At 58.5% G+C, this 13,883-nt stretch carries 12 protein-coding genes and 1 pseudogene; 8 read left to right on the forward strand and 5 right to left on the reverse strand.

Going from position 1 to position 13,883, the window contains the following annotated elements; translation table 11 throughout:
- Positions 1 to 428: 428 nt before the first annotated feature.
- Together ABIB78_RS38250 and ABIB78_RS38255 are read right to left on the reverse strand one after the other, a co-directional pair.
- Positions 429 to 1,634 carry an IS91 family transposase gene (locus ABIB78_RS38250; protein ID WP_429034214.1) on the reverse strand — a complete coding sequence of 402 codons (1,206 nt, stop codon included), beginning with the start codon at positions 1,632 to 1,634 and terminating at the stop codon, positions 429 to 431.
- An 11-nt stretch (positions 1,635 to 1,645) separates the two neighbouring features.
- Positions 1,646 to 2,530 carry a tyrosine-type recombinase/integrase gene (locus ABIB78_RS38255; protein WP_429034215.1) on the reverse strand — a complete coding sequence of 295 codons (885 nt, stop codon included), beginning with the start codon at positions 2,528 to 2,530 and terminating at the stop codon, positions 1,646 to 1,648.
- Positions 2,531 to 2,852: 322 nt separating this feature from the next.
- Between ABIB78_RS38255 and ABIB78_RS38260 the strand changes: the two genes are divergently transcribed.
- The 5 genes from ABIB78_RS38260 (at position 2,853) to ABIB78_RS38280 (ending at position 6,002) form a co-directional block, all read left to right on the forward strand.
- Positions 2,853 to 3,194 carry a hypothetical protein gene (locus ABIB78_RS38260; protein ID WP_429034216.1) on the forward strand — a complete coding sequence of 114 codons (342 nt, stop codon included), beginning with the start codon at positions 2,853 to 2,855 and terminating at the stop codon, positions 3,192 to 3,194.
- Between the two features lie 12 nt (positions 3,195 to 3,206).
- Complete coding sequence (locus ABIB78_RS38265; protein ID WP_429034217.1) at positions 3,207 to 4,076, forward strand: tyrosine-type recombinase/integrase; 870 nt, start codon at positions 3,207 to 3,209, stop codon at positions 4,074 to 4,076.
- Positions 4,073 to 4,720 (forward strand): tyrosine-type recombinase/integrase, encoded by a 648-nt coding sequence (locus ABIB78_RS38270; RefSeq protein ID WP_429034218.1) that lies wholly within the window; start codon positions 4,073 to 4,075, stop codon positions 4,718 to 4,720. The genes ABIB78_RS38265 and ABIB78_RS38270 overlap by 4 nt, the downstream gene beginning before the upstream one ends.
- Before the next feature lie 117 nt (positions 4,721 to 4,837).
- Positions 4,838 to 5,017, forward strand: a complete 180-nt coding sequence (locus tag ABIB78_RS38275) for a hypothetical protein (protein ID WP_429034219.1) — start codon at positions 4,838 to 4,840, stop codon at positions 5,015 to 5,017.
- On the forward strand, positions 5,007 to 6,002 hold the full coding sequence (locus tag ABIB78_RS38280) for a tyrosine-type recombinase/integrase (protein WP_429034220.1): 996 nt from the start codon (positions 5,007 to 5,009) through the stop codon (positions 6,000 to 6,002). The genes ABIB78_RS38275 and ABIB78_RS38280 overlap by 11 nt, the downstream gene beginning before the upstream one ends.
- 160 nt (positions 6,003 to 6,162) lie before the next feature.
- Here the strand turns inward: ABIB78_RS38280 and ABIB78_RS38285 are convergent, their stop codons facing one another.
- Positions 6,163 to 6,429 carry a hypothetical protein gene (locus ABIB78_RS38285; protein WP_429034221.1) on the reverse strand — a complete coding sequence of 89 codons (267 nt, stop codon included), beginning with the start codon at positions 6,427 to 6,429 and terminating at the stop codon, positions 6,163 to 6,165.
- A 1,146-nt stretch (positions 6,430 to 7,575) separates the two neighbouring features.
- On the reverse strand, positions 7,576 to 7,713 hold the full coding sequence (locus tag ABIB78_RS38290; RefSeq protein ID WP_429034222.1) for a hypothetical protein: 138 nt from the start codon (positions 7,711 to 7,713) through the stop codon (positions 7,576 to 7,578).
- Between the two features lie 296 nt (positions 7,714 to 8,009).
- On the opposite strand from ABIB78_RS38290, the gene ABIB78_RS38295 reads away from it, so the two are divergent.
- The 3 genes and pseudogenes from ABIB78_RS38295 (at position 8,010) to ABIB78_RS38305 (ending at position 12,420) form a co-directional block, all read left to right on the forward strand.
- Positions 8,010 to 9,545 carry a porin gene (locus tag ABIB78_RS38295; RefSeq protein ID WP_429034223.1) on the forward strand — a complete coding sequence of 512 codons (1,536 nt, stop codon included), beginning with the start codon at positions 8,010 to 8,012 and terminating at the stop codon, positions 9,543 to 9,545.
- Between the two features lie 679 nt (positions 9,546 to 10,224).
- Positions 10,225 to 11,083, forward strand: a pseudogene (locus ABIB78_RS38300) (MaoC/PaaZ C-terminal domain-containing protein).
- 107 nt (positions 11,084 to 11,190) lie between these two features.
- Entirely contained in the window at positions 11,191 to 12,420 is a 1,230-nt protein-coding gene (locus tag ABIB78_RS38305; protein WP_429034224.1) for a CaiB/BaiF CoA transferase family protein, read from the forward strand.
- Positions 12,421 to 12,514: 94 nt separating this feature from the next.
- On the opposite strand, the gene ABIB78_RS38310 is transcribed toward ABIB78_RS38305, so the two are convergent.
- Positions 12,515 to 13,883 (reverse strand): IS4 family transposase (locus tag ABIB78_RS38310; protein ID WP_429034225.1); only part of this gene is annotated, 1,369 nt, incomplete at its 5' end.

Here is a 13,883-nt window from a genome sequence, read left to right on the forward strand (position 1 = left end):
TTGCGATCTTTCCTCGAAAGGTGGACTTCTCTTGCTTCGGGTATCATCCCGACCTTGAATCACGACTCACGATCCAAGAAAAGTGGGTACTAGAGAGCGTTTTTAGATTGGCGGCGCGGCGACCAATGCCGCAAAGTGCACCGCCGTGATTGCGCCGGTAATCTAAAAACGTGTTGGACGAAGCCGCCTAGCGCGCCTGTGCCGCTATGGAAATTGGATGCTGCTTCCTAGCGGACAGCACCGTCGCTGAGGCGTCGGGGACATGCTGGATGCGGTCTTGATGCCGAAACATTTAAGTTCTCCCGGTCGAAAAGACCGTCGACACCCGCGCTTGGAAGGCTTGATGTCGGAAGCGCGACAATAGGATGCCTGCTGTCTACCCTGGCAGATAGAAAGAACGATGATCAATGATTGAAAAATCGTGACAGTCATGAGGTGTCCAGAAAAGGTGGGTCTTGTGACGCAACGGGCGCGAGCACCTCGATGCACACCATCTGCCCTTGACGGCAAAAGGGACATTCCCGCAGGGAAACTCCGGTAAGCTCCTCGACCTTGTCGCGATAGTCACGCTCTTCCTTCGGTTTTACCGCCGTATCGGACTGCTGCATTCCGAGCAGTTCGCGGCAGCGGGCGAGCTTTTGCTTGCGGTACCGGTTGCCCATGAAACCGTAATAACGGATGCGCTGAAATCCCTCGGGCAAGACATGGACGAGGAAACGCCGGATGAACTCCCCGGCGTCGAGCGTCATCACCTTTTGCCGGTTCTCGTTGCGATAGTCCTTCCACCGGAAGCGTACCTTGCCATCCTCGATATCGACGATACGGTTGTTGGCGATTGCCACCCGGTGTGTGTAGCGTCCGACATATTCCAGAACCTGCTCAGCGCCCGCGAAGGGTGGCTTGGCATATACCACCCAGTTGACCTGGCGGGCGGGATCCAGATAGCGCCGGAATGCGATGGGATCGCGCAGCCGTTCCAATGACGAAAAGAATCGCAACTCGCCGGCATCAAATGCCCTTTGCAGACCTTCGAGAAACAGACGCCGGAAGAGTCGGGAGAGCACGGCGACTGGTAGGAAGAAGCCGGGACGGCACGCGATCCAGCGGCTCCCGTCCGGCGACAGCCCGCCGCCGGGCACGACGCAGTGGAGATGGGGATGATAGCTGAGATTCTGACCCCAGGTGTGAAGCACCGCGAAAAACCCGATCTCCGCGCCGAGATGTCGCCGATCGGCAGCGATGGTGCGCAACGTCTCGGCGGCTGCGTGGAACAGGATCTTGTAGACCGTGCTGGCATTCTGGAAGGCAATCGCGGCGATCTCATTGGGAACGGTGAAGACGACATGGAAATACTGCGTATCGAGAAGCTCCTCCCGCCGAGCCTCGATCCATTCCGCTCGGGCGAGCCACTGGCACTTGGGGCAACTGCGGGAACGGCAGCTGTTATACGCGATCCGTCGTTCGCCACAGCGGTCGCACTGTTCGACATGGCCTCCGAGCGCCGACGTTCGGCAGCGCTCGATGGCAGTCATCGCGGCGCGTCGTTCGGTCGATAGCGAGGCCCAGTGCTGCTCTCGCCAGGCAGCACCGTAGCGACGGAATATATCCGCCACTTCCGGACCGGAGCGGCCCATGGGGCTGGCCGTCAGAAATGTTCGGGCGCTGGCGGCGAGGAAGCCTTGGGGATCGGACGCGGCAGCAGTTCAAGCGGGCTCGTCGCCGCGCAGACCTTGGTGGTAGCGATCCGCAGATATTGAGCGGTCGTAGACAGGCTGCGATGGCCGAGCAGGAGCTGGATGGTGCGGAGATCGGTTCCAGCTTCGAGCAGGTGCACCGCAAATGCGTGCCGCAGGGAATGAGGTGTTACCGGCTTGGAGAGCTTCGATATCCGATGTGCCTGGCGGCAGGCGGCATCCACGGCGCTTGTCGATATCGGCTCTCCAGCAACGGCGCCGGGAAACATCCATGCTCCGGTGGGTCGCACGGCGCGCCAATAGTTCGTCAGCACCTCCAGCAACCTGGCCGACAGCATGACGTAGCGGTCTTTCTGTCCCTTGCCCTGCTCGACGCGCAGCACCATGCGCTGGCGGTCGATAGCCTCAGGCTTCAGGCGGGTGGCCTCAGAAATACGCAGGCCGGCGGCGTAGCATGTCGTCAGAATCGCCTGGTGTTTGAGGCTCTCGATACAGCCGAGGAAGTGCAGCACCTCCTCGGGGCTGAGAATGACGGCCAGTGTCTTTGGCGCCTTTGGGCACGGAATGATCTGCTCGAAATCCCAATCGAGGCCGAGCGTGACGCGGTAGAGGAATCGAAGCGCCGCGACGGTCACGTGCACCGAACGTGGCGCCAGCTTCTTCTCGTTCATCAAATAGACCTGGTAGGCGCGGATATCCTCCGGCCCGAGCAAAGCAGGCGATTTGGCGAAATGGCGAGCGAACTGCGAAACCTGAAGCAAATACGAATCCTGCGTGTGTCGCGACAGGTTGCGGACCTGCATGTCTTCCATCATGCGTAACCGAAGCGAGGTCATAGCAAACTCCTTGACAAGAGGGACGCTGCGCGCGGGCAGCAACACCATCTTGCCAAGGGCAAGCGCTTCTGAATTGGGGTGGATTACGTCGCTGTGCGGGTGGTGCTGGGGTCAGAGACACGGGCTGGCTTCAAGGGGGATACCCCACGCTCAACGCGGATACCCTCCCGCGGAGCGGGTTCGTCCAACTCGCGTTATGTTGCGGCCAGATTTATGTTGTGCAAAGAGCTATAATTGCGGGGAGCGTCAACACTGTGGGCATTGTTCACGCAACATAATTTGAGGTCTGGGTAGCGAACCATTTGTCCAATGGAGGCTCGTTATGGATCAGACGATTTATTCCATCCCCTTGACCGTGCCCCACCGTGATGACGCGCCATTCACCGACGAGCGGTACCGGTACCTTCGCCACTGTGCAGAAGCCGGCGCGACCGCAGCTTCTCTCAGACTCAAGCGGAACGAGCTGTTGCGGATTGCGGCATATCTCGGTCCAGATGTTTCGGAGGGCATCGATATCGAAGCGCTCCAACGGATCGCAACCGAGCGTCTGCGCCTGACGGGGGCTGTCGCCGCAGCACGAAGAGTAGTCGACATCGGACGACCGTGGCTTCGATTTCTTGGTTGGTGGCGTGAACCGACCATCGTGTTTCAGTACCAGAGCTAACTCGACCAGTATGTGGCATGGATGCGCAATGAGCGCGGTTTCACGCCATCGACGGTGGAGCAATGGAGCCGCATTATCGGCCGGTTCCTGCGCTGGTGCGACCAGACCAACCGGCAATTCAGGGATCTTCAGCCTGAAGACGTCGACGCCTATTTCATCGCCCAGGCCACGGGACGATGGTCCCGCGTTTCGGTGGCCGGCACAGCCTCTGCCTTGCGAGGATTTCTGCGCTACACGGCAAAGCGGGGAATGTGTACGGACCGCTTAGCGGCCTCGATTTGTCGGCCTCGACTCTATCGTCAGGAGTCGCTGCCGTATGCCCCAGATTGGTGCGACGTGCAGCGCATGTTGGCCGACGCCGAGACTGACAACCCCCGGGACATCCGTGATCGTGCGATCCTGCTGTTGCTCGCAGTCTACGGGCTGCGCAGCGGCGAAGTGGCGGCATTGCGCCTTGATCAGATTGACTGGGCCGGTAGGACGCTACGGCTTTTCCGCCTGAAGCGCCGCCAGCCGCAAATCTACCCGCTGGTCTCCTCTGCGGCTGAGGCGCTCGCCCGCTACATCGACACGGTGCGGCCGTCGTCATCGTGCCCGGAAGTATTCCTCCGCATGCAAGCGCCCCGCCAGCCGTTGAAGGCAGGGAGCATCTATGATGTCGCCAACCGCAGATTTGTTGCACTTGGAATCGACGCTGCTCACCGTGGTGGCCATGCGTTGCGCCACGCCTGCGCTTCCCGGCTTCTTGCCGAAGGTCTGTCGATAAAGGAGATCGGGGACCATTTGGGACATCGCAGCGCGGCCTCAACCAGCATCTACGCCAAGGTGAACATGCAGGTGCTTCGCGAGGTCGGAGCGTTCGACCTGGGAGGCCTCCAATGATGCTGACCCATGTTGTCGACGCCTATCTGGCCAAGCAGCGGTCACTGGGGGCGCGTTTCGAGTCCGCTGAGGTTCTGCTCCGCAGATTCTGCCGAGCGATGGGCAATCGAGATATCGGCGGAGTCACCCCAGAGGCTGTGGCCGAGTTCCTCCAAGGCAAAGGATCGCTCAGTACCACTTGGATGCTGCGATATACGGTTTTGAGCGGTCTCTATAGTTTCGCCATCAGTCGTGGGTACGTGGCATCCTCCCCACTGCCGACAACGTTTCCAAAGCTGCCGCCGCAACAAACGCCCTATGTTTATTCCACGGAAGAACTGCGCCGCCTGTTGGATGCGACCTCGATTCTGAAGGTTGGGCATCGCCCTCACGTCCCAGCTATGTACCGTACGCTTCTCTTGTTGCTGTACGGAAGCGGCATGCGCATTGGCGAGGCGCTTCGTTTGGTCTTGCAAGACGTGGATCTGACTGATCAGGTCATCACCGTCCGTGACACGAAGTTCTTCAAAACGCGCCTCGTGCCAATCGGACCAAAGCTCAACCAGGAACTGGTCGAATACGTCGAGTGCCGTCGCCGGCTCCCTCTGCCGCGCGGGCAAGAATCTCCATTATTCACTACGCGCGGCAGTCGACCGTGGCACTAGGTGCGGGTCATCTCCTGGTTTCAGCATGTCCGCAGAGCCGCCGGAATCAGTTGCCCTGTCGGCGAGCCTAGACCTCCACGGCTGCACGATATTCGCCACACAGCCGCGGTGCACCGGGTGATCGCATGGTATCGCTCCGGCCAGGAGGTGCAGCGACTGCTTCCGCAACTCGCAACCTACCTTGGCCACATCGATATCCGTTCAACCCAGCGCTATTTGCAGATGACGCCGGATCTTCTCCAGGCGGCCAGCGAGCGCTTTGCTCTGTACGCGATGGAGGCCGACCATGAAGGATAAGAGCCTGCTTGGTCCGTGGATCCGGCGGTTCTTGCTGGAACATCTGGTCGCCGAGCGCAATCTTTCTCGCAACACCCAAGCCAGCTACCGCGACACGCTGACATTGTTGCTGCCGTTTGCCAGCAAGCAGGGAGGCTGCGCCATCGATCGCATGACCGTGGAAGAGCTGACGCCGGAAGTCGTCCGCAAGTTCCTCGACCACCTGGAGCGCGATCGCCAGTGCAGCGAGGTCACCCGCAACCAACGGCTGGCGACCATCCATTCGCTGGCGCGCTTTATCGGAACGCGTTCGCCGGTCCACCTGGCCTGGTGTTCCGAGATACGGGCAGTGCCATTCAAGAAGGCGGCCAAGACCGCGATCGGATACCTCGAAAAGGCCGAGATGGACGCGTTGCTAAACCAACCTGACCGACGCACGAGTCTTGGGGTGCGCGACCATGTTCTGCTGCTTTTCCTATACAACAGCGGTGCTCGCGCCGATGAGGCAGCAAAATTGACGGTCGGCAATCTCCAACTGGGTGCGTCCCCGTCAATGCGACTTCACGGCAAGGGAAACAAGATCAGAATCTGTCCATTGTGGTCAACGACGGCAACCTCGTTGACTCGTCTTGTGGCCGACCGGAACAAAAGTGAAGCGGTCTTTCTCGGGCGGACGAACCAGCCTTTGACGCGCTTCGGAATACACCGTCTCGTGACGCAATATGCCGCTATGGCGGGCGAAACGGTGCCGACGTTGGCGACGAAGCGCGTGAGCCCACATACGGTTCGGCACACAACGGCCGTGCACCTGCTGCGCGCCGGCGTCGACATCAACACGATCCGTGCTTGGCTGGGCCACGTGTCATTAGACACCACGCACATCTATGCTGAGGTCGACCTGGAGATGAAGGCAGAGGCGTTAGCCAGGGTCGATATCAGCAGCCTGAGGCCGCCGCCTCGGCAACCCTCTCTCCCGTCGTTGATGGCCTTCCTGAAGGCCCTGTAGGCCGAAAGGTCACACTCTTATGTTGCGGAGCGAGCCGAGGAGGTTGACGGAATCCTTGGTTCACTCAGCAGCGACAACATAAATCTGGCCGCAACATAACGCGAGTACCCGTAACCCTCCGGGTAGGCCGCGCGATGCTCCTCCCACAATAGCTGCAGCGTCACCCCGCCCGGCGAAGCTCGCGGTGGACCGCCGCCCAGTCTGGCTGTGGTCGACGATTCTTCGCGCCGACTATTGGAGGTCGGTAAAGCCGGGTCTCCAGCGCCTCGTCCGTCAGGCCTTCCGGTACCGGCCAGGTGAGGCCAGCGCGCCGTGCCCGCCGGATGCACTCCCCGGCGGCCGTCGCGCTCACCCCCAGGCTGGCGGCGATCTTGCGTTTGGACATGCCGGCGGCGGACGGTCGCAGCACGTCGCGGATTTTGCGCATGGGTAATCTCGGTCCTTGCATTTGCTCCGCTCCGCGTGAAAGGAGCGAAGGCCATGCTGATTCGCAGATCACCCAACGGTGCCCGTCACACCCATCCACAGGCTAGTCGCGATCGCCCAGAATGGGTGGTCGTGATCAATCGGAACGCCCGGTCGCGATCGCTCGGTGCGCGCAAACCTGAACCTGCGCCCTTGGAAATCGCCTTCCGGCGGCCGCCTTGCCGCGGTACCAGGAGATGGTGGAGCGCATATGCGCCCTGGCGGACGAAGGCATGCATGACGATGAGAATCATCGCGCACATTCTGACGCAGGAAGGACATCGCTCGCCATGGGAGGCGGACAAAGTTCTGCCGATCACGGTCCGGCGCATTCGTCTTAAACACCGCCTCAAGGTGCGGCCTCGGCAAATACGGTGGCCGGCGGTCACACACCATTTAACCGGGACCCAATTGGCAAGCCGTCTCGTGATCCCCGCCTAGCGGATCTATGTTCAGCTCAAACGAGGAAGCATCCTGACTACCCGGGAGCCTTCTGGCCGCTTCCTCTTCCCCGACGATGCAACCGCCTTGCGCGCCATTTGCAGCTTGAGAAGCCACCGTGTCGAGAAGATCGATCTGAGGGAGGGTCATCATGAAAAGTAGGGGCATCAATAAAGGCCATCGAGCAGCGCCAACAACTGCGCCGCTCAGAGACGCATCACGCCATCCTCGAATCTCCAGCCAGCGGAAGATGCCTTCCTCGAGCCGCTTGTACCTCAACTGAGGATGCAGACTCTTGGATACAGCGCCGCAGTTTGTGCGGGTGATGCATCCATTCCACCCATTGTTCGGGTGGCAGCTTCCCTGCGTCGGCAAACGATACAACCGTCATGGCGAACACCTCTTAGTGCAGGCGACGGCGCCGCCGTATGGTCGGCTCCTCCGCAATGAATGGGTCATAAAGCCATGAACCTGAGAGCGTGCTTGCGCTTAGGTCGTTCATTCCGTGGGGAACCCGCTGTGGCATGCTGGCGTGGGACAGGGAGGTCGACTGTTTGGATGAAGTTGGAGGAGGCAGTAAGCTTATCCGTGTTTCTACGGTCTTGAGCTAACCCTTGAAGGTTCTGCCCTCGTGCTCAAATGCGAAGCGCGACCCCTATCGTTTCGATCATTCATTGCGCGAATTTGCGCGACCTTGTTCGCCGTCGCCAAAGCAGTGAATGGCTTGGCTGGTATAAAAACCCATGGCAGCTTGTTCGCTGTTGAAGAATGTGGCCGGCGTTGCATATCGCGCCACAATCCGCATAGTTTCATCTCGCTCGTACGGACCGCACTAATATAGTGTGTGTTGAGCACAGTTTTCGGAGTGTTGGCCGAGTTTGTACGTTACGGGCAGAGCTTGTCTGCCGATATGAAAGTTTTCTGTCAATGTTGATCCTGCGAGTACGGAATGGCCCGGACCGCGACGTCGCTAGTGATGTTTTCGACTAGCTGATGTTTGACGAAGGCCCTGCAGCTCCAAAATAATTGGGGAGCGGCAGGAAAGGGTGGTTTCGAACGAGTTGGTTTTGAGCCCACCTTCTCATAGTTGGGGGACGTTCTATGCGAACAGGGAAGAGACTTTTAGTCACGTCGGTAGCCGGCATGGCCGCCGTGGGGGCCGCACAAGCCGCAGATATTCCGGTGAAGGCGAGGGCGATCGAGTACGTGAAGGTCTGTTCGCTCTATGGTCCAGGCTTCTACTACATTCCTGGCACGGATACTTGCATCAAGCTGGGCGGCTATGTGCGTAGTTGGTTGGAAGTTGGGACCAATTCTATGGGCCTAAACACGGACTTTGGTGCGGGAGGCGCAGCAAACCGCTACAGCAACGCCTATACTTGGCGCTCTCGCGGAGACATCAAAATTGATACCCGCACTGCAACAGATTACGGCCTGGTTCGAACCTACTTCGAGCTATGGAATAATTGGACTTCGGGTACCTATAGCGGCGCGGGCAACGGTTCAACTGTTTACCAGTCGATCGGTGGCACTTCGGCGCCGAACAACGCGAACCCCGGCGCTGTTGCTGGCGGTTCACTTACCGTCCTGTATGCCTTCATTCAGTTCGCTGGCTTCACCATTGGCAAGGCGGGCTCTCAGTTTTCCACGCCTTGGGGTGAATATCCCGGCAACTATAGCGAAATACCGGGCGCCGGCGGCTGGGACCCTGTAAACCAGTTCAGCTACACCGCTGACTTCGGTCAAGGTATCTCCGCCTCGTTCTCGGCTCAAGATCAAGTCCAGCATGATACGTCCAACATCTGGAACGTGAGTGCGTCGTCCGCTGCGGGCCTCGCGACTGGCTCGTACGGCGGAAACGACATCGCAGGCACGGTTGCGCCAGACCTCATCGCGATGCTTCGCGTCGACCGGGCTTGGGGTCTTTTCCAAGCGTCGGTAGCTGCGCATGACAACCATGCCGCTTACTATGGTGCTACCGAACTCACCGGCCATCCAGACGACAAGTGGGGCTGGGCGGGACAGTTGGCTCTTTCTATCAAGAACATCCCAACCGGCGCGGGTGATTCGATTAACGTGACGAGTGTATACGCGAATGGTGCAACCCGATATGTCTTCAATGACTATATGTCGTCCACCTATGCGAGGTTTCGTAGCACCAACTCGGCGGCTGCTTACCAGAGTGTCGGAATTGCTGGTTTGTCCGACTCGGTGTTCGTTGCGGGCTCTGGCCAAGAGTTGACGACGGCGTATGGTTTCAGTGGTGCCTACAACCACAACTGGAATCCAAACTGGGCTAGCAGTATCTTCGGTGGCTTCGGCGCAGTGCGCTACAACAGCACGGCAAAGAGCTACATCTGCGCCGCGTTCGTAACAAACCTTTCGCTTTCGAGCGGATCAGCCGGCTGTAATCCCGATTTCAACTATGCTGTCGTTGGTACACAAACTACCTGGACTCCGGTCAAAAACCTAACCTTCTTGGCTGAACTCAGCTACAGCATGTTGGATCAAAAGTACGCGGGCGGAAGCACGGTGGTACTGCCGCTGCAAACGGGCATTGGAAAACCTGGAGGTGTGTACGAGTTGAAGGATCAAAGCAGCCTCGCGCTCCAGCTTGTAGTTCAGCGCAACTTTTAGGCCTCCCGTATTCGCTGTACCTAGAGGTGACCTCCAGGAGGTCCTCCGACATGCCCGGCGGAGGACTTTTTGTCTGAATTTGACGTCCCCTCCGTCAACGGGCCGCGAGTAGTCCGCGATCAGCCGCAGTGCGTCAATTCGCATCCATTATTTGATGATCACGAAACTTTGACACGCTAGAGAAAAGTCTGCAAAGGACAATGCAAGCAGAAGTAAAGCGCCTCCATAAAGTAGTTGAGGGTGACGCTGACCTGCGTCAATCACGATCAGCGAGCGGCATTGAACATGTCCGATCGCGTTTGCCTGATCCGCACTGATGCCGCACCTCAGCTAAGTTTTGAAACGAACCTACGGGGCGACTGGATACACGATAGCCAGGGTCTGAGGGGAGCTCTTGGGTGACCACCCGCAGCGATCCGAGGTCGAGCGCGTGATCGGCAATAAGGTTCTGCGCACTGCTGCCCATCACGTGTCCGGACTGGAGAGTAACAAGGGCCTGCGACGGAACAATCGGCGGACCGAGCGTCGACAGCGTCGGCTTGACGCTCGATCGCGGCGCTCAATTGGTGGTCAACGATCCCGGCAAGTTGTTGACGGCTGAGGCGGCCGATGGAAAGTTTTGAGCCGACCAAGCGTCGATAGGAAAGATCGGATATGTCCAATCAAGTACGAACGGCTGATGGCCATGAGGAATTATGGCCAGAAATACTGCTATGCCGATCGTGAGGTAATGCTCTACGCCCCAGGAATCGGAATGGGAGCCGATCCACTGGACGAGAAGGAACTCGCCTTTGTCAACGAGGCGACCACGAAGCCGCGTCCGCTGAAGGTGGTGCCAACCTTTGCCTCTGTTGCAGCTTGGGGCGCCGGACCTGGCGAGATGAATCTCAATCACGTCTTGGTAGTCGATGGCGAACGCGATATCACCTTTCACGCGCCGCTCCTGGCCGACGCGCATATCACAGCCGACTCCTCCGTGCTTGCGGTCTACGACAAAGGCAAGGACAAGGGTGCAGTCATCCGCCTTCATACCATCCTGAAGAACAGCGAGGGCCTACCGCTGGCCACGCTAGTGTCGTCGAGGTTTGCGCGTGGGGATGGGGGCTTTGGCGGGCCATCCGGCGGTCAGCCGGAGCCACACAAAGCGCCCAGCCGGCCCCCCGATAGGATCATTGAATTCTCTGCGTGGCCCCGACCAGGCGCTGATTTATCGGCTCTGTGGCGACCGCAACTCACTGCATTCTGATCCCGAATACGCCAAGCGTGCCGGATTTTCCAAGCCGATCTTGCACGGCATGTGCACCTACGGAATCACCTGTCGCGGGATTCTGCAAACCTATGCCGACTACGATCCGGGCGCCTTCAAGCGGCATTCGGCACGGTCTTCCTCGCCTGTTTATCCCGGCGAGACCGTGACGCTGGAGATGTGGAAGGATGGCGAAGTCATCTCGTTCGAGGCCAAAGTGATGACGCGCGGCGTCACAGTGATCAAGAACGGCATGACAGTGCTCGGGTGGAACGGCGTCATCTTGTCCTGACCTCAATGTATCCGCGGCGATGGCTGGTGCGGCAAAGTAGTGCATCGGCAGATTAGTTCTGTCCCATTCAGAGTGCCTCATACATCCAATTTTCGGAGGAAACCTTCATGTCGGCCCTGCCACTCTCTCGCATCAAGATCCTTGATCTCACGCGCGTACTGGCGGGGCCCCTGTCTGCCCAGATGCTGGGCGATCTCGGCGCGGAGGTGATCAAGATCGAGCGGCCGGGCACTGGCGACGATGCACGCGGCTACGGTCCGCCCTACCTCACCGACCCTGAGGGGAAGGAGAACAACAACAACTCGTTCTACCTCTGCGCCAACCGCAACAAGAAGTCGGTCACCGTCAATATCGCTAAGCCGGAAGGGCAGGAGATCATCCGGAACCTTGCGAAAGACGTCGACGTCTTCATGGAGAACTATAAGGTCGGCGACCTCAAACGCTATGGGCTGGATTACGAGTCCATCAGGAAGATCAATCCCGGCATCATCTACTGTTCGGTGACCGGCTTCGGTCAGACCGGGCCTTACGCGCCGCGCGCGGGTTACGACGCGATCTTCCAAGCTATGGGCGGGTTGATGAGCGTCACTGGTCACATGGACGGCGAGCCCGGCGCGGGGTCCATGAAGGTCGGCCCTTCCATCGTCGACTACATGACCGGCATGAATACTTCGATCGGAATTTTGGCCGCGCTCTATCATCGGAAAGCCAATGGCGGTAAGGGCCAGCATATTGACGTTTGCCTGCTCGATACCGTGATTGCGTCGCTCTCGCATTACGCGCAGATTTATCTCGTGAACGGTCAGACGCCGCTGCGGCGCGGCACCTGGGGTAATGGCGGGATGCCGGCCGGCATGTTCCGCTGCGCGGATGGCGAGTTGATGCTGGTTGTCGGCAACGACGCGCAATTCGCCCGTACGTGCGCGGTGCTTGGCGAACCGGGACTTGCGGCCAATCCAAAATTCATCAAGAACGACGATCGCGTCGTGCACGGCAAGGAGATCATGTCGATCTTCGCTAAGCGTTTTCTTAAGAACAAGGTCTCCTATTGGCTGGAAGAGCTAGGGAAGGCCGGCGTGCCCTCCGGCCCGGTCAACGACTTTGCGCAGGTATTCGCCGATACGCATGTGCGGGAACGCGGAATGGAGGTGAGGGTCGACCACCCATTCGAGAATTCGCTATCTCTGATCCGCAATGCGCTGACTTTCTCGGAAACGCCGCTGAAGGAATATCGCTATCCGCCGCGGCTAGGCGAACACACGCGCGAGATCTTAGTTGGCAAGCTCGGCTACGACGACGCGAAGATCGCGGAGTTGAAGCTGGCGGAGGCAATCTAGCCTAATTGCTAGCATCCGCTTGCCCCACCAAGCGCCGCGAGGCGCATGCGTTGTATCCCTCCGTTGAGGTCTTACGATTACCCACATTTTTGAGTCAGAGTGTCGCTCCCGTTGCGATATCGATGAATCGCGATAATCCGCGCCACATGATCAGATTCCCTGGTGGCGGAACGTTGGCGCGGGCGAGATAGCCGCCGAGCCCGGCGATCTTGATGAGATAATGCGACAATGTCTTTCGTGGTGTGCTGACTGGATTCTTGTCTTTGACGAGCCGATCAAGCAATTGGATTTCAGCTTTGGTCAGGACAAATTCCGGTGAGGCATTTGGCGCTGAACGATTAAGCATCGTCATCCAAAAAATGCGCCAGCTCACAATGCAGAATACCGAGATCAGATTCGTCAATCGCTGAGCAGTCCGCAGTTGCGAGTCCTCTGCCCTACAGCCGGATTTGAGTATCTTGTGGAAGACCTCGATCTTCCATCGCAGGGAATACCATTCGAGTTTCTCGATCGCATCCCCGCGCGATTGCACCGGAAGATCGGTCAGGAGTTTCCATTCAATCTTCTTTCTGTTCTTTGGCGCTCCTCTTTCATCGGCGTGGATCACTGTCAAAGTCAAAGCTGGATACCGCGACTGCTTGCCTATCGGTGGCAGAATACGGATTTTACGATACCGGATTTCAAGAACAGCCTGGTCTGGATTGCCCTTGCTATCCTGGACTTCGATCCGGTGGAGACCTTTGACCAGGACCTCGTCCATTATCGTTGCAACGGTGTGATCGCCATCGCCTGCCAGGCGATTGACACAGGTCCTTACCAAGAAATGCGTTCCAACCTCTTGGGCGGCGCAAAACAATTCATAAATATCGGCCTCACGATCACCGATATGGATGCACTGCGATGGCTTCTCGAAAAGCTCGGTGGATTGCTTGAGGTTCTCCAGCCACCGAATGCTCTCCTTGGTTTCAATGGGGATCCGTGTCAGGTTGACCTCGCGCCTGAGCGCAGCGACCCCTCTGAATTTCTTTCTGGTCCAGAACTTCACGGCGCTGAGCCCCAGTGGAAGCCCCTCGAGGGTCACCGCAAGGCTCGAATGCATCAATATTCCGCATGTCGTGTACGTTTGGGGTTTTCCGTCCAATCTTCGAGAGTTGCTTTTGGGGATGCGCTTAATCATCCCGATCAGATCCGGGCGCTCCCTTTGATAGGTGAATTCGGTCGTATCATGCAGGACAAGAACAGGCTCTTTCGCAGTCGCGATACGTTCCCGCGTCGATCTAAAATGACCAGACAGGATGTCGGCCTCGCTTACTCGTTCATTGGAGAAGAAACGATAGGCCGCCTTGGTATTCGCCCAGTCTTGGCAAACAGAGCTGGTCCCGGTTGTCTGAACAGAATCTCCGCGTCGATAAGTGGAGCCTCTGCCGGGGTTAGGCCGCCGCGCGGAGCGGCGGAAGGTTGAA

This window comes from Bradyrhizobium sp. I1.14.4 (genome assembly GCF_050435825.1).
GTDB lineage: Bacteria > Pseudomonadota > Alphaproteobacteria > Rhizobiales > Xanthobacteraceae > Bradyrhizobium.